Below are 21,112 nucleotides of genomic sequence, written 5' to 3'. Positions count from 1 at the left end.
ATGTTCGAAAAAATACAGCGGGCGTTCTGGAAGGCCCTGACGCCAGACTTAATAGAAGACACCTCAAGCGTGAACGCCGCCCCGGCGGCCTTGCAAACCGACCTGGACCCTGCCGTGCTGAGCGCGTTGGGCGGGGCGGACAACCTCACGTCGCACCAGCGTGTAGCGCTGACGCGGGTGCGGGTGCAACTGCAGGACGCGGGGCACTTGAACGAGGCCGCACTCAAAGCGGCCGGTGTGCCAGGGGTGATGGTGTTGGGCGGCGGTGTCGTGCACCTGATCACCGGCCTCTAAACCGTCAAGGCATAAAAAGGGTGGGAGTGGGCAATGCCCCTCCCACCCTTTTTTTGCCCGATGGTTTCAGAGCTGCGGGGTTTCTTCGGTGGGCTTGGTCTTGTCCACGCCCGGTACATGCAGGTTACCTTCAACTACTTGGTTGCCCTCCAGCTGCGGCTGCGTCACCCAGGTGAGAATGTCGTAGTAACGCCGGATGTTGGCCACAAAATGCACCGGCTCCCCGCCCCGGGCGTAGCCGTAGCGGGTTTTGCTGTACCACTGCTTTTGCGCCAGGCGCGGCAGCATTTTCTTCACATCCAGCCACTTGTTGGGGTTCAGGCCTTCTTTCTCGGCCAGCTTGCGCGCGTCATCCAGATGGCCGGTGCCGACGTTGTAGGCCGCCAGCGCGAACCAGGTGCGGTCTGGCTCGGCGATTTTGTCGTCCATCTCGTCCTTGATCCTGGCCAGGTACTTGGCGCCGCCCATGATGCTTTGCTTGGCGTCCAGCCGGTTGGACACGCCCATCGCTTGCGCGGTGTTCTGGGTCAGCATCATCAGGCCGCGTACGCCGGTCTTGGAGGTAACGGCCGGTTGCCACAGCGATTCCTGGTAACCGATGGCGGCGAGCAGGCGCCAGTCCACTTTTTCTTCCTTGGCATAGGTCTTGAAATGCTTCTCGTACTTGGGCAGCCGCTGCTGCAAGTGCTGGGCGAAGGTGTAGGCGCCCACATAACCCAGTACATCGACGTGCCCGTAATAGCGGTCTTTGAGGCGCTGCAGCGTGCCGTTTTTCTCGACCTTGTCCAGAAAGCTGTTGACCTCGTTGAGCAGGCTGTTGTCCTCGCCCTGCGCCACGGCCCAGCTCTGGTTGCTGGCATTGCCCAGGTCGAAGGCCACGCGCACGTTGGGGAAGTACACCTGGTTCATCGCCACTTCGTTGGAGTCCACCAGAGTCAGGTCGATCTGCCCTTCGTCCACCATACGCAGCAGGTCCACCACCTCAACGGCGTCGGACTCTTCATATTCAATCGCGGGGTTCTGCTTTTTAAGCTCCGCCAGTTGCCCAGCGTGGGTGCTGCCCTTGAGCACCATGATCTTCTTGCCGACCAGGTCCGCAGGCGTCGTGGGGCGAGATTCGCCGTTGCGGTAGATGATCTGCGGCGTGACTTCAAGGTAAGGATGGGAGAAGCGCACCTGTTCGCTGCGCTGCGCACTGCTCACCAGGCCCGCGGCGGCCAATACCGGGCCGTTGGGTTTGCCCAACTGGCCGAACAGGTCGTCCAGGTTGTCGGCGGTCTGGATCTCAAGCTTGACCCCCAGGTCGTCGGCAAAGCGCTTGACCAGCTCGTATTCAAAGCCGGTTTCGCCGTTGCGGTCCTGAAAGTAGGTGGCCGGGCTATTTCGGGTAATCACCCGCAATACGCCATCCTCCTTGATCCGCTCGAGTGTGCTGGGCTTATCGACACAGGCACTGAGCAACAGGAAGAGTCCGATGACGAAGAGCCACTTGGCGCCTCGCAGGCGTAGAACCGTCGAAGAGAACATTGGCGCAGTATACGCAAAGCTCCCTCGGCGCCATATCTCGACAGTGGGGAGCGAGTCTGCTAGCACCCCCAAAACACGGCGCAAGCCCGCAGAAACGGTGCTTGGCGGGCGATTGTGACGGTTAAAATAACTGCCCCGGCTACCGCTGGTCGCCGCCTTGAAGGGGGCAAACCGTGCCAACTGACGCCCGGCAGCGGCCACCCGTGCCGTTTCGGGTGCCGTTGGCGACGGTTTACGCTAGAATGCACGGCCTCAAAGCACACCCCCTTCCCGAGGCTGTCCCGAAGATGTTGATCCTGCGCGGCGCTCCTGCCCTTTCTGCCTTTCGCCACAGCAAACTCCTTGAGCAACTGAGCCAAAAGGTTCCAGCTGTCACTGGCCTGTATGCTGAATTTGCTCACTTCGCCGACGTTACCGGCGTTTTGACCGCCGACGAACAGCAAGTGCTGGCGCGCCTTCTGAAGTACGGTCCCAGCGTTCCTGTTCAAGAGCCGACTGGCCGCCTGTTCCTGGTTCTGCCACGGTTCGGCACCATCTCGCCGTGGTCGAGCAAGGCCAGTGACATCGCCCGCAACTGCGGCCTGGACAAAATCCAGCGCCTGGAGCGTGGGATCGCCTTTTATGTCGCAGGCCAGTTCAGCGATGCCCAGGCCGAGCTGATCGCCAGCAGCCTGCATGACCGCATGACCCAGATCATCGTCAGCCAGCTGGAACAGGCCGCCGGTCTGTTCAGCCACGCCGAGCCACGGCCGCTCACCGCGGTCGACGTACTGGGCGGTGGCCGCGCCGCGCTGGAAAAAGCCAACACCGAGCTGGGCCTGGCCCTGGCCGAAGACGAGATCGACTACCTGGTCAACGCCTTCACCGGCCTTGCGCGCAACCCGCACGACATCGAACTGATGATGTTCGCCCAGGCCAACTCCGAGCACTGCCGCCACAAGATCTTCAACGCCAGTTGGGACATCGACGGCCAAAGCCAGGATAAAAGCCTGTTTGGCATGATCAAGAACACCTACGTGATGCACAGCGAAGGCGTGCTGTCGGCTTATAAAGACAACGCCTCGGTGATCGTCGGCAACGTCGCCGGCCGTTTCTTCCCGGACCCTGAAACCCGCCAGTACGGCGCGGTGCAAGAGCCGGTGCACATCCTGATGAAGGTTGAAACCCACAACCACCCGACCGCGATCGCCCCGTTCCCGGGCGCGGCCACAGGGTCGGGCGGCGAGATCCGCGACGAAGGTGCCACCGGCCGTGGCGCCAAGCCCAAGGCGGGCCTCACCGGTTTCACCGTGTCCAACCTGCAGATCCCGGGCTTCGAACAGCCGTGGGAAGTGCCGTACGGCAAGCCCGAGCGCATCGTGACCGCGCTGGACATCATGATCGAAGGCCCGCTGGGCGGCGCGGCGTTCAACAACGAATTCGGGCGTCCGGCCCTCACCGGCTACTTCCGTACCTTCGAGCAGTCCATCACCACCCCGCGTGGCGACGAAGTGCGCGGCTACCACAAGCCGATCATGCTCGCGGGCGGCATGGGCAACATTCGCGAAGAGCACGTTAAAAAGGGCGAGATCGTGGTCGGCTCCAAGCTGATCGTACTTGGCGGCCCGGCGATGCTCATCGGCCTGGGCGGCGGCGCGGCGTCTTCGATGGCCACCGGCACCAGCTCGGCGGACCTGGACTTCGCTTCGGTCCAACGTGAAAACCCGGAAATGGAACGCCGTTGCCAGGAAGTCATCGACCGTTGCTGGCAACTGGGCGACAAAAACCCGATCAGCTTCATCCACGACGTGGGCGCGGGTGGCTTGTCCAACGCCTTCCCGGAACTGGTCAACGACGGCGACCGCGGTGGCCGTTTTGAACTGCGCAACGTGCCCAACGACGAGCCGGGCATGGCCCCGCACGAAATCTGGAGCAACGAGTCCCAGGAGCGCTACGTACTGGCCGTGGGCCCTGAAGACTTTGCGCGCTTCGAGGCCATCTGCGAGCGCGAGCGTTGCCCGTTTGCCGTGGTCGGCGACGCCACTGCCGAGCCGCAACTGACCGTCACCGACAGCCACTTCGGCAACAGCCCGGTGGACATGCCGCTCGAAGTGCTGCTGGGCAAGGCCCCGCGCATGCACCGTTCGGCCGTGCGTGAAGCGGAGCTGGGCGATGACTTCGACCCAAGCACCCTGAGCGTGTCCGAGAGCATCGAGCGCGTGTTGCACCACCCGGCCGTGGCGAGCAAGAGCTTCTTGATTACCATTGGCGACCGCACCATCACAGGCCTGGTGGCCCGTGACCAAATGGTCGGCCCATGGCAGGTGCCGGTGGCCGACGTTGCCGTCACCGCCACCAGCTTTGACGTGTACACCGGCGAAGCCATGGCCATGGGCGAGCGTACGCCGCTGGCCTTGCTGGACGCCCCGGCGTCGGGCCGCATGGCCATTGGTGAAACCCTCACCAACATCGCCGCGTCGCGCATTGGCAAGCTGTCCGACATCAAACTGTCGGCCAACTGGATGTCGGCCGCTGGCCACCCGGGCGAAGACGCGCGCCTGTACGACACCGTCAAGGCTGTGGGCATGGAACTGTGCCCTGAGCTGGGCCTGACCATCCCGGTGGGCAAGGACTCCATGTCCATGGCCACCCGCTGGAAAGAAGATGGTTCGGACAAGAGCGTCACCTCGCCGCTGTCGCTGATCGTCACCGGCTTTGCGCCGGTCACCGATGTCCGCCAGACCCTCACCCCGCAACTGCGCATGGACAAAGGCACCACCGACCTGATCCTGGTCGACCTGGGCCGTGGCCAGAACCGCATGGGCGCCTCGATCCTGGCCCAAGTGCACGGCAAGCTCGGCAAGCAGGCACCGGACGTCGACGACGCCGAAGACCTCAAGGCCTTCTTCGCTGTGATCCAGGGCCTGAACGCCGATGGCCACCTGCTGGCTTATCATGACCGTTCCGACGGTGGTTTGCTGACCAGCGTTGTCGAGATGGCTTTTGCCGGTCACTGCGGCCTGAACATCGTGCTCGACAGCGTTGCCGAGGATGCGTCCGAAATCAACGGCATCCTGTTCAACGAAGAGTTGGGCGCCGTGATCCAGGTTCGCCAGGACGCCACGCCCGACGTGCTCGCACAATTCAGCGCCGCGGGCCTGGGTGATTGCGTGGCCGTGATCGGTCAACCGATCAACAACGGTGAAATCAACATCGTCTTCAACGGCGACACCGTGTTTGAAGGCCAGCGCCGCCTGCTGCAACGCCAGTGGGCCGAAACCAGCTTCCAGATCCAGCGCCTGCGTGACAACGCCGACTGCGCCGATCAGGAATTCGACGTGATCCTGGAAGAAGACAACCCGGGCCTGAGCACCAAGCTCAGCTTTGACGTCAACCAGGACATCGCCGCGCCTTACATCAAAAAAGGCATCCGCCCACAAGTGGCTGTACTGCGTGAGCAGGGCGTCAACGGCCAGGTGGAAATGGCGGCGGCGTTCGACCGCGCCGGTTTCAACGCGATCGACGTGCACATGAGCGACATCCTCGCTGGCCGCGTCGACCTCAACGAGTTCAAAGGCCTGGTGGCCTGCGGCGGTTTCTCCTACGGCGACGTGCTGGGTGCCGGTGAAGGCTGGGCCAAGTCGGCCCTGTTCAACCGCCGTGCCCGCGATGCGTTCCAGGGCTTCTTCGAGCGCAACGACAGCTTCACCCTGGGTGTGTGCAACGGTTGCCAGATGATGTCCAACCTGAGCGAGTTGATCCCGGGCAGCGAGTTCTGGCCGCACTTCGTGCGTAACCGTTCCGAGCAGTTCGAAGCCCGTGTGGCCATGGTGCAGGTGCAAGAGTCCAACTCGATCTTCCTGCAAGGCATGGCCGGTTCGCGTATGCCAATCGCCATCGCCCACGGTGAAGGCCACGCCGAGTTCGCCAGCGAAGAAGCGTTGCTGGAAGCCGACCTGTCCGGCACCGTGGCCCTGCGGTTTGTCGACAACCACGGCAAAGTCACCGAAACCTACCCGGCCAACCCGAACGGTTCGCCGCGCGGGATCACCGGCCTCACCAGCCGCGACGGCCGCGTGACCATCATGATGCCGCACCCGGAGCGCGTGTTCCGCGCCGTGCAGAACTCGTGGCGCCCGGAAGAGTGGAACGAAGACGGCGCCTGGATGCGCATGTTCCGCAACGCCCGCGTGTGGGTGAACTGAGGCGGTGTACAAGCTCTGCTTTTTTGTGCCCGACAGCCACGTGGAGGCGGTGAAAAGCGCCGTCTTCGCAGCGGGCGGCGGGCGCATCGGCCACTACGACAGCTGCGCCTGGCAAGTGCTGGGCCGGGGCCAATTTCGCGCGATGCAAGGCAGCCAGCCTTTTATCGGGCAAGTGGGCCAGGTTGAAACGGTGGACGAATGGAAAGTCGAGCTGGTGGTGGCGGATGCGCTGATCGAGGCCGTGGTGGCCGCGTTGAAACTCAGCCATCCGTACGAGACACCGGCGTATGAGGTATGGCCGTTGGCGGACTTCTGATTCGCTGGCGGCAAAAACAAGAAACCCGCTGGGCCTGTTGGGCCAGCGGGTTTTTTGTTGCCGATACGGGCCTTAGGCTTTAACGCCCACCTGAGCACCACTGACCAACCGCTCCAACGCCTCACCCAACCCCGACGCGTTTTCGCCCACCAACACATGCCAGACCCCGCTTTCCAGCTGGCTCACCCCCTGGCAACCCAGCGTCGTCAGTTGCGCGTGGGACACCTTCGACTCATCCCCCAGCTCCACCCGTAACCGGCTCATGGCCACGGTGTGCAGTTGCTTGACATTGCCCCGGCCACCCAGGGCGTCCAGCCATTGTTCGGCGGCTTGCAGGTTGACCGTCACCGCTTTATCCACAGGCGCTGGCGCTACGGTAGCGGTGCCTACAAACGTTGGCATGGCTAGCCGGATCTCATCGGCGATGCTGTCTGCCATCGGCCCCACCACCACCTGCAAGCTCCCGCCATTGCCCGGCCGTACCACGGCCATGGCGCCAAGTGCCTTGAGGTCTGCATCCACGGCCTTGTTGCGGTCGACCATGTCCAGGCGCAGGCGCGTGGTGCAAGCGCCCACGCTCAGCAAGTTCGCAGCACCGCCCAGCGCACGGATGTACGCCGCGGCGCGCTGGTTCTCGTTCATGGCCTCGGCCTTGGCGACCTGAATGTCTTCACGCCCGGGCGTCTTGAGGTTGAAACGGCGGATGCAATAGTTGAACACGCTGTAGTAAATCGTCGCGTACACCAGGCCCACCGGGAACACCAGCCAGCCATTGGTGGACTTGCCCCAGCCCAGCACCATGTCGATAAACCCGCCGGAGAAGGTAAACCCCAGGTGAATATTCAGCAGGTTGGTCACTGCCATCGACAGCCCGGTGAGCAGCGCATGGACCAAATACAGGAGCGGCGCGAGAAACATGAACGCAAACTCGATCGGCTCGGTCACGCCGGTCAGGAACGAGGTCAGGGCCATCGACAGGAAAATCCCGCCCATCACCTTGCGTCGCTCGGGCAGGGCATTGCGGTACATCGCCAGGCACGCAGCCGGCAGGCCGAACAGCATCATCGGGAACATGCCAGTCATGAACTGCCCGCCCTTGGGGTCGCCAGCAAAGTAGCGGGTCAGGTCGCCCGTCACCACCGCGCCGGTGGCCGGGTCGGTGAAGCTGCCGAACACGAACCACGCCATGTTGTTGAGGATGTGGTGCAGGCCGGTGACGATCAGCAGGCGGTTGAACACGCCAAACACGAACGCGCCCAGGCTGCCGCTTTCCATCAGCAGCACGCCGAAGCTGTTGATGCCGTGCTGGATCGGCGGCCAGATCAGCCCGAAGACCACCCCCAGCCCCACTGCCGAAAAGCCGGTCACAATCGGCACGAACCGTCGCCCGCCAAAAAACGCCAGGTATTCGGGCAGCTTGATGTCCTTGAAGCGGTTATACAGCGCCCCGGCCATCAGGCCGCTGGCGATCCCGGCGAGCATGCCCATGTTGATAGTCGAGTCCATCACCTTGAGCGTCGAGATCATCACCAGGTAACCGATGGCCCCGGCAAGGCCCGCCGTGCCGTTGTTGTCGCGGGCAAACCCCACGGCAATGCCGATGGCGAAGATCAGCGCCAGGTTGGCGAAGATCGCCTGCCCCGCGTCGTGCATCACCGCGATGTTCAACAGGTCGGTATCACCCAGGCGCAGCAGGAGGCCGGCGATCGGCAGGATCGCGATCGGCAGCATCAACGCACGGCCCAGGCGTTGCAGCCCTTCGATGAAATATTGGTACATGGCGTGTCTCCTTTTTGTTGTTATCAGCTCAACGGCCAGTGGTGTTGACAGGCTTGGCGTACCGCCCGGGCGCTGCTCTGGTTGAGCAATGACTGGGCGATTTGGCGGCAATGCGCGGCGTCCAGGTGGCGCACGCGGTCCTTGATCTCTCCGATTTGCGGCGGGCTCACCGACAGCTCGCTGACCCCCAGCCCCACCAGCACCGGTGTTGCCAGTGGGTCTGAGGCGAGGGCGCCGCACACACCCACCCAGCGCCCGTGACGGGCCGCCCCGGCGCAGGTCTGTGCGATCAGCCTCAGCAGCGCCGGGTGCAGCGCATCCACTCGGGCGGCAAGGCCCGCGTGGTCGCGGTCCATGGCCAGGGTGTACTGGGACAAGTCGTTGGTGCCGATGGACAAAAAGTCCGCGTGCTCGGCCAACTGCTCGGCCATCAGTGCGGCGGCGGGCACTTCGATCATCACGCCCAGCTCGGGGCGCTGCGTCAGTTCAAGCTCGCTGCACAGGGCGTCGAGGCGCTGGCGGATGTGCAGCAGCTCGTCCACTTCGCTGACCATCGGCAACAGAATGCGGCAACGCGCCAGCGGGCTGACTTGCAGCAGGGCGCGCAATTGCTGGTCGAGCAATTCCGGGCGCGCCGTGGCCAGGCGGATGCCGCGCAGGCCCAGCACTGGGTTGGCCTCGACCGGCAGCGGCAGGTAGTCGAGTTGCTTGTCGCCGCCCACGTCGATGGTGCGAATGATCACGGACTTGTCGCCCATCGCATCTAATACCGCCTGGTACGCCTGGCGCTGTTCCTGCTCATCGGGCGCGGTCTGGCGGTCGACAAACAAAAATTCGGTGCGCAGCAGGCCGACCCCGTCGGCGCCGTTCTCAAACGCCAGCGCGGCCTCGGCACTGGACGCCACGTTGGCCGCCACCTCCACCCGCACGCCGTCGCGGGTATTGGCACTCACGTGAGCCAGGGCTTGTTGGTGTTCGCGGCGCAGTTTTTGCGCATCGCGCAGGCGGTGGACTTCGGCGTGGCGGGCGTCATCGGGCGCCAGCTCCAGCCGGCCGTTGACCGCGTCCAGCACCACGCGCTGACCTTGCGGGACATTGAGCACTTCCGGGCCCAGGGCAACCACGCACGGCAGCCCTTTGCCCCGCGCCAGAATCGCCACGTGGGAGGTGGCGCCGCCTTCGGCCATGCAGAGGCCCGCGGCCTGTTTCTGGCTCAGTTGCAGCAGGTCCGAGGGCGTCAGTTCATGGGCGACGACGATGGCACCGGCGGGCAATTCAAACTGCCAGTCCTGACCCAACAGGGCCCGCAGTACACGTTGTTGCAAGTCCCGCAGGTCATTGGCGCGTTCGGCAAACAACGGTTTGCCCAGGCCCAGCAGCACCGCGCATTGGGCCTGGATGGCATCGCGCCAGGCATGGGTGGCCGCGCAGCCTCGGTCGATGGCGGCGTTGGCGGCTTCCAGCAGCGCCGGGTCTTCGAGCAAGGCGAGGTGGGCGGCGAAGATGTCTTCTTCCTCCACGGCCTTGCGCCGACGGGCCTGCTCAAGGGTGTGGTGGATTTCGGCGCGCACGTGTTCCAGGGCGCTGTCGAGTTTTTGCAGTTGTTCGTCGGGCGCATGGTTGCCCGGGTCGGCTGGCAATTCGATGCCCGTGAGGCGAACCAGCGGCCCGCACGCCAGCCCCGGCGCTGCGCACACGCCTTGCAACACACCGGCTTCGGCGGGCGCACGTTGCACCGGCGCGGCGGCCGGGGTGTGAACCTCTTCATGAATGGCCGTGGTCAGTGCGGCGACCACCGCTTGCAGCGCCGCGTCGCAATCCTCACCGCGAGCCGTCACTTGCACTTCGTCCTGCTCACCGATGCCCAGCCCCATCAGGCCGATCAGGCTGGCGCAGGGTGCCGACTTCCCGGCGAAATCCAGCTGCGACTGGCTGGTGAAACCTTGCGCGGCCTTGCGCACCAGGGCCGCAGGGCGGGCGTGCAGGCCGCCCCGGTGCGTCACGCGAACCCGTGCGCTGGCTTGGGTCGCCACGTCGCGGGTGGCATCGACCGGCGGCGCCGATCGGCTGACGAGGTGCAATAACGGCTCGCCCACCTTGACCGTGTCTAAGGCCTGCGGGCGCAGGCTAAAGCGCTCGCCGTTGGTCAGGATGATCAGGCTCACCAGGCTTTTGCATTGGCGCGCAACGCGGTCCAGGTCAAAGCGTATCAGCGGCTGGCCCTGCGTCACCCGGGCGCCGTCCTTTACCAGCAGGGCAAACCCCTCGCCGTTCAGTTCCACCGTGTCGATGCCGATGTGCATCAACAATTCGGCACCGTTGTCGGCGCGCACGGTCACCGCATGCCCGGTGCGGGCGACGTGGATGACCACGCCGTCGCACGGCGCGTGCAGGCAGTCGTTGAGCGGGTCGATGGCAATGCCGTCGCCCATGGCGCCACTGGCGAACACGTCGTCGGGAACATTGCCCAAGGCCAGCACCGGTCCGGTCAGGGGGGCGCTGAGGGTCAGTTCGTTATTGTTGTAGGACATGGGCACGGTACTCATCAGAAAAACGCGGCAATCGACTCAGTGAGTGCGGGTCACTTTGCTCAAGTGGCGGGGCTGGTCCGGGTTCATGCCCCGGGCTTCGGCCAGGCCTGCGGCCATGACATAAAAGCTCTGGATGGCCAGGATCGGGTCGAGGGCCGGGTGTTCGGCGCGGCTCAAGGTCAGGTTGCGTTCGGCGATGTCATCCGGTGCGGCCAGCAGCACGTTTGCGCCGCGCTGGCGCATGTCGGCGGCCAGGCTCAGCAGGCCGGCCTGCTCGGCGCCGCGTGGGGCGAACACCAGCAGCGGGTAGTGTTCGTCGATCAGGGCCATGGGCCCGTGGCGCACCTCGGCGCTGCTGAAGGCTTCGGCCTGGATCGCCGAGGTTTCCTTGAGCTTGAGCGCGGCTTCCTGGGCGATGGCAAACCCGGCGCCCCGGCCAATCACCATCAGGCGCTGGCAGTCGCGCAGGGCCTGGATGGCGTGGCTCCAATCCTGCTTCGCCGCATCACGCAGGCCTTGAGGCAATGCCTGACAGGCTTGCAGGAGTTCGGCATCCTGGTTCCAGTGGCCGATCAACTGGGCGCTGGCGCTCAGGGTGGCAATAAAGCTTTTGGTGGCGGCCACGCTGTTTTCCGGCCCGGCGCACAGTGGCACGTGGAATTCACACGCGGCCTCAAGCGGTGACTCTTCGGCATTGACCATCGAGATGCTCAAGGCCCCGCGCTTGCGCAGCAGGCGCAGGCTGTTGACCAGGTCCGGGCTCTGCCCCGACTGGGAGAACCCAAAGGCGGCCTGGCCGCTGACCTTGAGCGGCGATTGCAGCAGGGTCACCACCGACATCGGCAACGACGCCACCGGGATGCCCAGGTACTGCATGGTCAGGTAGGCGAAATAGCTGGCGGCGTGGTCCGAGCTGCCGCGGGCAATGGTCATTGCCACTTGCGGCGGCTGGCGGCGCAGGCGCCCGGCGACGTCTGCCAGCAGCGGCTCCAGGCGTTGCAGTTGAGCCTCGACGGCGGTGGAAGAGGCCAGGGCCTCTTCAAGCATTTTTGAAGTCAATGGTTTCTCCTTCGACCATTACGTCGGTGAGGTTCAGAGAGCGGTCCAGGCGCACGCAGTCGGCAAAGCTGCCGGGTTGCAGGCGACCGCGTTCTTCCAGGCCCAGGTAGTCCGCAGGAAATTGCGACAGGCGTTGTGAGGCTTCACTGACCGGCAGGCCGATTTTCACCAGGTTGCGCAGCGCCTGGTCCATGGTCAGGGTGCTACCGGCCAGGGTGCCGTCGGCCAGGCGCACACCGCCCAGGCATTTGGTGACGGTGTGGCTGCCCAGCTTGTATTCGCCGTCGGGCATGCCGGCAGCGGCCGTGGAGTCGGTGACGCAATACAGGCACGGGATCGAGCGCAGCGCGACGCGCATGGCGCCGGGGTGCACGTGCAGCAAGTCTGGAATCAGCTCGGCGTACGTGGCATGGGCCAGCGCCGCGCCGACAATGCCCGGCTCACGGTGATGCAGCGGGCTCATGGCGTTGTACAAATGGGTAAAACTGGTGGCCCCGGCGGCCAGCGCCGCCACGCCTTCTTCGTAACTGCCCAGGGTGTGGCCGATTTGCATGCGCACGCCGCGTTCGCTCAAGGTGCGGATCAGGGCGTCGTGCCCGGCGATTTCCGGGGCAATGGTGATCACCCGGATCGGCGCCAGGCGCAAATAGGCTTCGACTTCGGCCATCAACGCGGTGTGGGCAAAGTTCGGCTGGGCGCCGAGTTTTCCGGGGTTGATGTAGGGGCCTTCCAGGTGCACACCCAATACGCGGGCAGTGCCTGTAGGACGGTGCTCGCAAAAATGCCCGAGTTGTTCCAGTACCCGGGAAATCTCCGCGACCGGCGCCGTCATGGTGGTGGCCAGCAGGGACGTGGTGCCGAAGCGCACGTGGGTGCGGGTGATGGTGTCGAAGGCCGCAGTGCCTTCCATGATGTCCTTGCCGCCGCCGCCGTGCACATGCAAGTCGATAAAACCGGGCAGCAGGTAAGGCAGATCGTTGTCGGCCGGGTTGCACGGGGTGCCTTCAATGGCAGTGACCTTGCCGTGCTGGTGCACCAGTCGGCCGCGAATCCAGCCTTGGGGCGTAAGGATGTTGTCTTCGGACATGGCAGTTCTCTAAAGCCGCCGGGGCGGCGCAAGTCATCTCGTGGCAGCGTTCTAGCGCAGAAGCTCTGCGACGAAGTCGTAGTAATCGTTGCGGCAATAGGTGTCGGTGATTTCGATGGGGGTCTTGTCGGCGGTATAGCCGACCCGGGACATCAGCAGCATGGCGGTGCTGGGAGCAATGCCTACGAGCGCGGCGAACTCGTCCGACGCATTGATGGCTTGAATGTGCTGCAAGGCGCGGACAATCGGCTTGCCGATGCCTTCCAGGTATTCGTACAGCGAACTGCCCACGGCTTGCGGTTGCGGCAGTACCGAGGCGGGCATAGTGGTCATTTCAATGGCCATCACCGTGTCGTCGGCTTTGCGCAGGCGCTTTAACCGCGCGACTTTGTCGGTGGGCGACAGGCCCAGGCGGATCAGTTCTTCATAGGTCGGCGCGGTGATTTCCCGCTCCAACCATTGAGAGCTTGGGACAAACCCCTTGAGCCGCAGCATCTCGCTGAAGCCCGACAGCCGCGACAGCGGTTGCTCCAGGCGCGGCGTGATAAAGGTCCCCGAGCCCTGGCTGCGGCGGATCAAGCCTTGGGCGAGCAACACTTCCAGCGCCTTGCGTGCCGTGACGCGGGACAGGTTCAACTGCTCGCTCAGGACGCGTTCGGACGGCAGCGCCTGTTCGGATTTCCAGCGGCCGGCATGAATCGCCGCTTCCAGGTTGCGGGCCAATTGCAGGTACAGCGGCGTGGATTGTTTGGCGTCGGGGCGCAAGGCCAGGATGGGGTTCATCTGTAAGGGTTTCCGATGCGGTTGTTGGAGTGTTTTCGCCCGGTAGTGGGCGCAACGTAATACCACTTAAATACCATGTCAACGCGGCCAAAACAGCCGGTCGCCACGTTTCAGGGGGCTATTAGCCTACTGCGTGACAAGTGGTATTAGAGAGGTCTTTTTATGCGCGCAGGGCTGCGCTGCTCCGGGGTGAACTGGTATTCACCGGCGGGGGCGGATTGGGAGCGGAAAGTTTTTCGAATTATTTTTCGGGTGGGGCGAAATTACGGACGAATCTCGATCATCGTGCCGTCTTTGACCAGATTCCAGACTTCACGCATGTCGACGTTGCGCATGCCAATGCAACCGTCGGTCCAGTCCAGGGTGTGGAACCACTGCTCGGGATAATCCGGCGCATCCGGCGTGCCGTGGATCATGATCATGCCGCCCGGTTTCACGCCTTCGCGGCGGGCACGGGCCGCGTCGCTGATGTTGGGGTAGGAAATGTGCATGGACAGGTTGAAGCGCTCGCTGGGCTTGCGCCAGTCGATCCAATAGAAACCTTCGGGGGTTTTCTTGTCGCCTTCTTCAATCTTGGTGCCCTTGGGTTTGCGGCCCAGGGAAATGCGGTAGGTCTTGAATGTCTTGCCGTCACTGATCAGTTGCAACTGGCGAGCAGACTTGAGGACCAGGATTTTCTCCACCGGCTTGCCGCCCAGGATGGTCTGGGTGGAGGCGGGCGAGAGCGTGACGAACGACAGGCAGATCAGAGCAAGCAACCAACGCATTAAAACGGTTTCCCCTGGAAGACGGCATGCCGCTGGGTGTTATTGGGCCTTTTGGACCAGCGGCGGCACGGGCTCGCTGCGCACCGGGAACACCTGTTGCCGACGGTCAGCGAAAAAGCATTCTAAGGTACGCCCGACCGTGCGAAAAGCCAGCTCGGACCAAGGGATGTCCGCTTCATCAAAGAGCTTCACTTCGAGGCTTTCAGGGCCTGCGGCGAAGTCCAGGTCAATGAGCTCGGCGCGATAGAACACGTGCACCTGGCTGATGTGCGGCACATCGATCAGCGTATAGAGGTTGAGGTTGCGTACCCGGGCGCAGGCCTCTTCGAGGGTTTCGCGCAGGGCGGCCTGTTCCACGGTTTCGCCGTTTTCCATGAAGCCTGCGGGCAGGGTCCAGTAACCCAGGCGGGGCTCGATGGCGCGGCGGCACAGCAACACTTTGTCGCCCCAGACCGGCACGGTGCCGGCGACGATATTGGGGTTTTGATAGTGAATGGTCTGACAGTGGTCGCAGACAAACCGCAGGCGTGAATCGCCATCGGGAATACGTTGGGTGACCGGTTTACCGCACTGGCTGCAGAAATTCATACGGGGGTTCCTGGGGACTGTGCGTATCTTGGCGTGGCGGCCGGTGTGCCCGCAAGTTGTCTTTGGGGTTGGGCGCCCGCACGCTTTGGTGCATGATGCGGGGTAGCCAACAGACCGAGATGACTCATGCTGGACGAGCTACTTCGCCGGGTAAGCAATCATACGCCACACACGCTGGAAACTGACGGGCGTTTCCCGGAAGCCGCTGTGTTGGTGCCAATCACCCGCAGTGACGAACCCGAGCTGATCCTGACCCTGCGCGCCAGCGGGCTGTCGACCCATGGCGGCGAAGTGGCGTTTCCCGGCGGTCGCCGCGACCCTGAAGACCCCGACCTGGTGTTTACCGCCCTGCGCGAAGCCGAAGAAGAAATCGGCTTGCCGCCGGGGCTGGTCGAAGTGATCGGCCCGCTGAGCCCGTTGATTTCCCTGCACGGCATTCGCGTCACGCCTTATGTGGGCGTGATTCCCGATTACGTGGAATACCTGGCCAACGACGCCGAGATTGCTGCCGTCTTCAGCGTGCCGTTGGAGTTTTTCCGCCAGGACCCGCGTGAGCACACGCACCGTATCGACTACCAGGGCCGCAGTTGGTACGTGCCCAGCTACCGCTTTGGCGAGTACAAAATCTGGGGGCTTACGGCAATCATGATCGTCGAGCTGATCAACCTGCTCTATGACGACGCCCGCATCAGCCTGCACCAACCGCCCAAAAGCTTCATCAATCTCTAAGAGCCGGACCGGCCACTGTTCAACACCGTGAGGAACCATCGATGAAATACCGCCTGGGCGATGCCCGCGTCGACACCCATCCCAACAGTTGGGTGGCGCCCAATGCCACCCTGGTGGGCAAGGTCAAGCTGGAGGAGGGCGCCAACGTGTGGTTCAACGCGGTGCTGCGCGGCGACAACGAACTGATCCTGATCGGCAAGAACAGCAATGTGCAGGATGGCACCGTGATGCACACCGACATGGGCTACCCGCTGACCCTCGGCACCGGCGTCACCATCGGCCATAACGCCATGCTGCACGGCTGTACCGTGGGCGATTACAGCCTGATCGGCATTAATGCGGTGATTCTCAACGGCGCGAAGATCGGCAAAAACTGCATCATTGGCGCCAACTCGCTGATCGGCGAGGGCAAAGACATTCCCGACGGTTCGCTGGTGATGGGCTCGCCGGGCAAGGTGGTGCGCGAATTGACCGAAGCGCAGAAAAAAATGCTCGAGGCCAGTGCGGCGCACTATGTGCAGAACGCCCAGCGCTATGCGCGTGACCTGGTTGAGCAAGACGAATGACTCAGCCCGAACAGCCAGTGCGCTCGCCCTGTGTGAGCATTTGTGCGCTGGACGATGACGATATATGCACCGGCTGCCAGCGTACGGTGGACGAGATTACACGTTGGAGCCGCATGGACAATGCCGAGCGCCGGGTGGTGCTGGGGTTGTGCCATGAGCGCGCGAAGGCCAGCGGGATGTTGTGGATGACGCCCGGAAAGCCGGGCGCCTGAGCGGGCACTGTCGGACGACATATTTCCAAATGTGAAGTACCCTGTGGGCCTTATCCACAGGTCCTTGCCCCATGCATTTTCTGATTGCCTACATCAGCAGCGTCGTGCTGATCAACTTCGCCTTCTCCAACGCGCCGCACCTGGACATCATCTGGTCCGCCTGGGGCGGCGTGGTGTTTATCCTGCGGGACATGGTGCAGACCCGCTTCGGTCATGGCGCGATCATCGCCATGCTCGCGGCGCTGGTGCTGTCTTACATCACCTCTGACCCGGCCATTGCCATGGCCAGCGCGATTGCGTTCGGCGTGTCCGAGTGCATCGACTGGCTGGTGTTTACCATCACCAAGCGCCCGCTGCATGACCGCTTGTGGATCAGTTCGGCGCTGAGCATCCCGGTGGACACGGTGATCTTTTTCGGCCTGATCGGTGCGCTCACGCCCGCTATCGCGGGGACCGCGCTGGTGTCCAAATTTGCCGGCGTCACGGTGGTGTGGCTGGCCATGGCTTGGCGGCTGCGCAAACGCGCCGTCGCCAACTGAAGCCAATCTTTACAGTTCATGTAAAATGCCGGCCTTTCTCCCCCTGATCCGCTCCCCTGAGGACCTGAGATGACCCGAATCGGAACTCCATTGTCGCCAACCGCGACCCGCGTTTTGTTGTGTGGCTGCGGTGAGCTCGGCAAGGAAGTGGTAATCGAACTGCAACGCCTGGGCGTTGAAGTGATTGCCGTGGATCGCTACGCCAACGCGCCAGCCATGCAGGTTGCACACCGCAGCCACGTGATCAACATGCTCGACGGCGCCGCCCTGCGTGCGGTGATCGAGGCCGAGAAGCCGCACTTCATCGTGCCGGAAATCGAAGCCATCGCCACCGCCACCCTGGTGGAGCTGGAAGCCGAAGGCTTCACCGTGATCCCGACCGCGCGTGCCACTTCGCTGACCATGAACCGTGAAGGCATCCGTCGCCTGGCCGCCGAAGAGCTGGACCTGCCGACCTCGCCCTACCACTTTGCCGACACCTTCGAGGACTACAGCAAAGCCGTGCAGGACCTGGGTTTCCCCTGTGTGGTCAAGCCGGTGATGAGTTCGTCGGGCAAGGGCCAGAGCCTGCTACGCAGTGCAGACGACGTGCAAAAAGCCTGGGACTACGCCCAAGAAGGCGGCCGTGCGGGCAAGGGCCGGGTGATCATCGAAGGTTTTATCGACTTCGATTACGAAATTACCCTGCTGACCGTGCGCCATGTGGGCGGCACCACCTTCTGCGCGCCGGTGGGCCATCGCCAGGAGAAGGGCGACTATCAGGAGTCCTGGCAGCCACAGGCGATGAGCCCGGTGGCGCTGGCAGAATCCGAGCGGGTAGCCAAGGCGGTGACCGAGGCGCTGGGCGGCCGTGGTCTGTTTGGCGTCGAGCTGTTTATCAAAGGCGACCAGGTGTGGTTCAGCGAAGTGTCGCCGCGCCCGCATGACACGGGCCTGGTGACCTTGATTTCGCAAGACTTGTCGCAATTTGCCCTGCACGCCCGCGCCATCCTGGGCCTGCCGATCCCGTTGATCCGCCAGTTCGGGCCTTCGGCCTCGGCGGTGATTCTGGTGGAAGGGCAGTCGACCCAGACGGCATTCGCCAACCTGGGCGCGGCCTTGAGCGAGCCGGACACGGCGCTGCGCCTGTTTGGCAAGCCCGAAGTGAACGGCCAGCGCCGCATGGGCGTGGCGTTGGCGCGGGATGAATCGATTGAGGCGGCCCGTGCCAAGGCGACGCGTGCTTCCCAAGCGGTGGTTGTAGAGCTTTAAACGCATCGCGGGCAAGCCCGCTCCCACCTGGCAATACAGCCGAATGTGGGAGCGGGCTTGCCCGCGGTAGCGATCGATCAGCCGACGCGATTCAAATCGTTGTCGCGCGTCTCTTTCAGGCACAGCACGGCAATCAAGCTCAGCACCGCTGCCGCCGACACGTACCCGCCCACATAACTCAACCCGCCCATCGCCACCAGTTTGGTCGCGAAGAAGGGCGCGGCCGACGCGCCGACGATGCCGCCCAGGTTATAGGCAGCCGATGCACCGGTGTAACGCACGCGGGTGGGGAACAGTTCCGGCAGCATCGCGCCCATCGGGGCAAACGTGATCCCCATCAGGAACAGTTCCAGTGACAGGAACAGGGCCACGCCCCAGGTCGAGCCGGAGGTGAGCAGCGGGGCCATGGTGAAGCCGGAAAGAATGGTCAGGATCGCCCCGGCAATCAGCACCGGCTTGCGTCCGTAACGGTCGCTGGCCCAGGCGGCGATGGGCGTGGCCAGGCCCATGAACAACACCGCAAAGCACAGCAGGCCCAGGAAGGTTTCACGGCTGTAGCCTAGCGTGGACACGCCGTAGCTCAGGGAGAACGCGGTGGTGATATAGAACAGCGCGTAGCACACCACCATCGAGGCTGCGCCCAGCAACACCGGCACCCAGTGTTGGCTGAACAGGTCCACCAGCGGCACTTTCACCGGGGCTTCTTTGGCTACGGCATTGGTGAACACCGGGGTTTCATGCAGTTTCAGGCGTGCATACAGGCCCACCATTACCAGCGCCGCGCTGAGGATGAACGGGATGCGCCAGCCCCAGCTGCGAAATTGTTCGTCGTTCAGGCTCATGGCCAGGATCAGGAACAGCCCGTTGGCCGCCAGAAAACCGATCGACGGGCCCAATTGCGGGAACATGCCAAACCAGGCGCGCTTGCCCTTGGGGGCGTTCTCGGTGGCCAGCAACGCTGCGCCGCCCCATTCCCCGCCCAGGCCCAGGCCCTGGCCGAAGCGCAGCACACACAACAGGATCGGTGCCCAGGCGCCAATGCTGTCGTAGCCTGGCAGTAAACCGATCAGCGTGGTGCACACGCCCATCAGCAGCAGGGACGCGACCAGTGTGGACTTGCGACCAATGCGGTCGCCAAAGTGGCCAAACAACGCCGAACCCAGTGGGCGGGCGATAAACGCGATGCCAAAGGTGAGGAACGAGGCGAGCATCTGCGCCGTGCCGTCGGTCTGCGGGAAGAACACCGGGCCGATGACCAGCGCGGCGGCGGTGGCGTAGATATAGAAGTCGTAGAACTCGATGGCCGTGCCGATGATGCTGGCCGTAGCCACGCGGCTGGTCGAGTTAGTGGGCGCTGCGCTGCCCGTCTCGCTGTAAGTGGTGCTCATTGCGGTATCCCTGAAAGAACGGCTCGTGGGGGTTGGGCTGTGTTGGGGTCGGACACCCAAGGATCAGGGATGCGCGCAGGGTGGCTCAAGGTAGGGAGCGACCGCCGGCCAGACACGATGAGGCAGGGCTGGGTAAGCCGAGCCGATTATAGGTAGGGGGCTACGGATCCAGCAAGGGGGGAAATGCCGGGTTTTCCCGCCAAATTGGATCCGTTTTGCCCAACCCAGCGCGGCGTTGCACGAGTATTGCGCCGATGGGCACTTTGACGAAGATTTACGCCGCGACGGGGACGCTGCTGGTGTGCCAGATCAATACCTGGCTGACGCGGTTGTCTTCGGTTTCGAGAATTTCCAGGCGGTAGCGGCCGATCTTCAGGCACACCGCGCAATCGGGGATGGTTTCCAGCGCTTCGGTCACCAGCCCGTTGAGGGTCTTGGGGCCATCGCTGGGCAGGTGCCAGCCCAGGCTCTTGTTGAGCTCGCGGATGGACACGGCGCCGTCGATCACGTAGCGGCCGTCTACCTGGGGCTGGATGAGCGGGTTATCCAGGGTGTGCTCGTTTTCGAACTCACCGACGATTTCTTCAAGGATGTCTTCCAGGGTCACGATGCCCAGCACTTCGCCGTATTCGTCCACCACCATGCCCAGGCGGCGCTGCTGTTTGTGGAAGTTGAGCAACTGCAGTTGCAGCGGCGTGCTTTCCGGGACGAAGTAGGGTTCGTGGCAGGCGGCGAGCAGGGCGTCCTTGGTCAGGCTGGCGTCCGGCAGCAAGTGGCGGATGGTGCGGGTGTTGAGGATGGCTTCGACCTGGTTGATGTCGCTGTGAAAGACCGGCAGGCGGGTGCGCGTGGAGGTGCGCAACTGCTCGATGATGGCCTCGATGCGGTCGTCCAGATTGATGCCGTCGACTTCGCTACGCGTCACCAGGATGTCGTTGACGGTGATGTTGTCCAGCGCGTGAATGCCGGGCGTGGCCGATTCGTTGGCGGCTTGCGGTTCAGGTTCATCGTCCTGGTGGGGCTGGGGTTCATCGCTTTGCTTGACGGCCCCGGTTTTGCGGGCGAACGGGCGCAGCAGCAACAGGCTGATGCCGTTGAGCAGCCAGGCCAGCGGGTAGAGGATTTTCAGCGGGACGCCCAGCAGGGTGTTGCCAAAGCCCAGGATGGCTTGCGGGTAGCGGGTGGCCAGTTCGCGAGGCAGGTAATCGGCCAGCACCAGCAGCAAGGCGCAGGCGATCAACCAACCGAGCCAGGGACCGTTTTGCGCCCAGGCGTAGATCGCCAAAAGCGTGCACAGAATGACCACTACCGCACGGCACAGGGTGTTGCACAGGATCAGGCTGTTACGCGGGAACTTCAGGCGGGTGGCGGCCTTGTCGCCCTGGCGGGTGCCGGGGCGCAGGGCCAGCAGGTGCTGCTGGGCGGCTTCGATGGCGGTAAACAGTGCCGACCACAGGATCAGCAGGGCCACTACTGCAAACATCGGCCCCAGGGGCAGGTTGTCCATGTGTG

The 21,112-nt window shown here is 63.6% G+C and carries 18 protein-coding genes; 8 read left to right on the top strand and 10 right to left on the bottom strand.

What is annotated here, in order from left to right:
* On the top strand, positions 1 to 294 hold the full coding sequence (locus ACW9H9_RS20990; RefSeq protein ID WP_457345058.1) for a PTS transporter subunit EIIB: 294 nt from the start codon (positions 1 to 3) through the stop codon (positions 292 to 294).
* A gap of 66 nt (positions 295 to 360) precedes the next feature.
* Here the strand turns inward: ACW9H9_RS20990 and mltF are convergent, their stop codons facing one another.
* Positions 361 to 1,821, bottom strand: a complete 1,461-nt coding sequence (gene mltF / locus ACW9H9_RS20985) for a membrane-bound lytic murein transglycosylase MltF (RefSeq protein WP_457345057.1) — start codon at positions 1,819 to 1,821, stop codon at positions 361 to 363.
* Between the two features lie 287 nt (positions 1,822 to 2,108).
* Between mltF and purL the strand changes: the two genes are divergently transcribed.
* Together purL and ACW9H9_RS20975 are read left to right on the top strand one after the other, a co-directional pair.
* Positions 2,109 to 6,005 (top strand): phosphoribosylformylglycinamidine synthase, encoded by a 3,897-nt coding sequence (gene purL / locus ACW9H9_RS20980; RefSeq protein ID WP_457345056.1) that lies wholly within the window; start codon positions 2,109 to 2,111, stop codon positions 6,003 to 6,005.
* 4 nt (positions 6,006 to 6,009) lie between these two features.
* Positions 6,010 to 6,321 (top strand): NGG1p interacting factor NIF3, encoded by a 312-nt coding sequence (locus ACW9H9_RS20975; RefSeq protein WP_457345055.1) that lies wholly within the window; start codon positions 6,010 to 6,012, stop codon positions 6,319 to 6,321.
* Positions 6,322 to 6,393: 72 nt separating this feature from the next.
* Here ACW9H9_RS20975 and nagE read toward each other — a convergent pair whose 3' ends face one another.
* The 7 genes from nagE to ACW9H9_RS20940 all read right to left on the bottom strand — a co-directional run bounded on the left by nagE (position 6,394) and on the right by ACW9H9_RS20940 (position 14,915).
* Positions 6,394 to 8,100 (bottom strand): N-acetylglucosamine-specific PTS transporter subunit IIBC, encoded by a 1,707-nt coding sequence (gene nagE / locus ACW9H9_RS20970; protein ID WP_457345054.1) that lies wholly within the window; start codon positions 8,098 to 8,100, stop codon positions 6,394 to 6,396.
* A 23-nt stretch (positions 8,101 to 8,123) separates the two neighbouring features.
* Positions 8,124 to 10,631, bottom strand: coding sequence for a phosphoenolpyruvate--protein phosphotransferase (ptsP, locus tag ACW9H9_RS20965; protein ID WP_457345053.1), 2,508 nt, complete (start codon positions 10,629 to 10,631; stop codon positions 8,124 to 8,126).
* A gap of 36 nt (positions 10,632 to 10,667) precedes the next feature.
* Positions 10,668 to 11,690: an SIS domain-containing protein gene (locus tag ACW9H9_RS20960; RefSeq protein WP_457345052.1), complete on the bottom strand. Its 1,023-nt coding sequence runs from the start codon at positions 11,688 to 11,690 to the stop codon at positions 10,668 to 10,670.
* Positions 11,671 to 12,777 carry an N-acetylglucosamine-6-phosphate deacetylase gene (nagA, locus tag ACW9H9_RS20955; RefSeq protein ID WP_457345051.1) on the bottom strand — a complete coding sequence of 369 codons (1,107 nt, stop codon included), beginning with the start codon at positions 12,775 to 12,777 and terminating at the stop codon, positions 11,671 to 11,673. The genes ACW9H9_RS20960 and nagA overlap by 20 nt, the downstream gene beginning before the upstream one ends.
* Before the next feature lie 51 nt (positions 12,778 to 12,828).
* Positions 12,829 to 13,560, bottom strand: coding sequence for a GntR family transcriptional regulator (locus ACW9H9_RS20950; protein WP_457345050.1), 732 nt, complete (start codon positions 13,558 to 13,560; stop codon positions 12,829 to 12,831).
* Between the two features lie 263 nt (positions 13,561 to 13,823).
* Positions 13,824 to 14,327, bottom strand: coding sequence for a L,D-transpeptidase family protein (locus ACW9H9_RS20945; RefSeq protein ID WP_457345049.1), 504 nt, complete (start codon positions 14,325 to 14,327; stop codon positions 13,824 to 13,826).
* A 39-nt stretch (positions 14,328 to 14,366) separates the two neighbouring features.
* A complete protein-coding gene (locus ACW9H9_RS20940) occupies positions 14,367 to 14,915 on the bottom strand; it encodes an NUDIX hydrolase (protein ID WP_457345048.1) in 549 nt (182 codons plus the stop codon).
* Between the two features lie 126 nt (positions 14,916 to 15,041).
* Between ACW9H9_RS20940 and ACW9H9_RS20935 the strand changes: the two genes are divergently transcribed.
* The 5 genes from ACW9H9_RS20935 (at position 15,042) to purT (ending at position 18,212) form a co-directional block, all read left to right on the top strand.
* Positions 15,042 to 15,644, top strand: coding sequence for a CoA pyrophosphatase (locus ACW9H9_RS20935; protein WP_457345047.1), 603 nt, complete (start codon positions 15,042 to 15,044; stop codon positions 15,642 to 15,644).
* Between the two features lie 41 nt (positions 15,645 to 15,685).
* Entirely contained in the window at positions 15,686 to 16,210 is a 525-nt protein-coding gene (locus ACW9H9_RS20930) for a gamma carbonic anhydrase family protein (protein ID WP_457345046.1), read from the top strand.
* Entirely contained in the window at positions 16,207 to 16,422 is a 216-nt protein-coding gene (locus ACW9H9_RS20925) for a DUF1289 domain-containing protein (protein WP_457345045.1), read from the top strand. The genes ACW9H9_RS20930 and ACW9H9_RS20925 overlap by 4 nt, the downstream gene beginning before the upstream one ends.
* A 71-nt stretch (positions 16,423 to 16,493) precedes the next feature.
* On the top strand, positions 16,494 to 16,961 hold the full coding sequence (locus ACW9H9_RS20920; RefSeq protein ID WP_457345044.1) for a preQ0 transporter: 468 nt from the start codon (positions 16,494 to 16,496) through the stop codon (positions 16,959 to 16,961).
* Between the two features lie 69 nt (positions 16,962 to 17,030).
* Entirely contained in the window at positions 17,031 to 18,212 is a 1,182-nt protein-coding gene (gene purT, locus ACW9H9_RS20915; protein ID WP_104504618.1) for a formate-dependent phosphoribosylglycinamide formyltransferase, read from the top strand.
* 77 nt (positions 18,213 to 18,289) lie between these two features.
* On the opposite strand, the gene ACW9H9_RS20910 is transcribed toward purT, so the two are convergent.
* Both ACW9H9_RS20910 and ACW9H9_RS20905 read right to left on the bottom strand, forming a co-directional pair.
* Positions 18,290 to 19,600, bottom strand: coding sequence for an MFS transporter (locus tag ACW9H9_RS20910; protein ID WP_457345043.1), 1,311 nt, complete (start codon positions 19,598 to 19,600; stop codon positions 18,290 to 18,292).
* A 274-nt stretch (positions 19,601 to 19,874) separates the two neighbouring features.
* Positions 19,875 to 21,107, bottom strand: coding sequence for a transporter associated domain-containing protein (locus ACW9H9_RS20905; RefSeq protein ID WP_457345042.1), 1,233 nt, complete (start codon positions 21,105 to 21,107; stop codon positions 19,875 to 19,877).
* Positions 21,108 to 21,112: the final 5 nt, after the last annotated feature.

The sequence above is a fragment of the Pseudomonas sp. SDO5215_S409 genome (assembly GCF_054071325.1).
The sequence above is the reverse complement of the archived record's forward strand: the minus strand, read 5'-3'. Positions and strand labels throughout refer to the sequence as shown.

What these genes read in the sequence shown, in the direction of transcription:
- ACW9H9_RS20990 (WP_457345058.1), top strand. Translation starts at nt 1, where the DNA reads ATGTTCGAAAAAATACAGCGGGCGTTCTGGAAGGCCCTGACGCCAGAC.
- mltF (WP_457345057.1), bottom strand. Translation starts at nt 1,821, where the DNA reads ATGTTCTCTTCGACGGTTCTACGCCTGCGAGGCGCCAAGTGGCTCTTC.
- purL (WP_457345056.1), top strand. Translation starts at nt 2,109, where the DNA reads ATGTTGATCCTGCGCGGCGCTCCTGCCCTTTCTGCCTTTCGCCACAGC.
- nagE (WP_457345054.1), bottom strand. Translation starts at nt 8,100, where the DNA reads ATGTACCAATATTTCATCGAAGGGCTGCAACGCCTGGGCCGTGCGTTG.
- ptsP (WP_457345053.1), bottom strand. Translation starts at nt 10,631, where the DNA reads ATGTCCTACAACAATAACGAACTGACCCTCAGCGCCCCCCTGACCGGA.
- nagA (WP_457345051.1), bottom strand. Translation starts at nt 12,777, where the DNA reads ATGTCCGAAGACAACATCCTTACGCCCCAAGGCTGGATTCGCGGCCGA.
- ACW9H9_RS20950 (WP_457345050.1), bottom strand. Translation starts at nt 13,560, where the DNA reads ATGAACCCCATCCTGGCCTTGCGCCCCGACGCCAAACAATCCACGCCG.
- ACW9H9_RS20945 (WP_457345049.1), bottom strand. Translation starts at nt 14,327, where the DNA reads ATGCGTTGGTTGCTTGCTCTGATCTGCCTGTCGTTCGTCACGCTCTCG.
- ACW9H9_RS20940 (WP_457345048.1), bottom strand. Translation starts at nt 14,915, where the DNA reads ATGAATTTCTGCAGCCAGTGCGGTAAACCGGTCACCCAACGTATTCCC.
- ACW9H9_RS20935 (WP_457345047.1), top strand. Translation starts at nt 15,042, where the DNA reads ATGCTGGACGAGCTACTTCGCCGGGTAAGCAATCATACGCCACACACG.
- ACW9H9_RS20930 (WP_457345046.1), top strand. Translation starts at nt 15,686, where the DNA reads ATGAAATACCGCCTGGGCGATGCCCGCGTCGACACCCATCCCAACAGT.
- ACW9H9_RS20925 (WP_457345045.1), top strand. Translation starts at nt 16,207, where the DNA reads ATGACTCAGCCCGAACAGCCAGTGCGCTCGCCCTGTGTGAGCATTTGT.
- ACW9H9_RS20920 (WP_457345044.1), top strand. Translation starts at nt 16,494, where the DNA reads ATGCATTTTCTGATTGCCTACATCAGCAGCGTCGTGCTGATCAACTTC.
- purT (WP_104504618.1), top strand. Translation starts at nt 17,031, where the DNA reads ATGACCCGAATCGGAACTCCATTGTCGCCAACCGCGACCCGCGTTTTG.
- ACW9H9_RS20910 (WP_457345043.1), bottom strand. Translation starts at nt 19,600, where the DNA reads ATGAGCACCACTTACAGCGAGACGGGCAGCGCAGCGCCCACTAACTCG.
- ACW9H9_RS20905 (WP_457345042.1), bottom strand. Translation starts at nt 21,107, where the DNA reads ATGGACAACCTGCCCCTGGGGCCGATGTTTGCAGTAGTGGCCCTGCTG.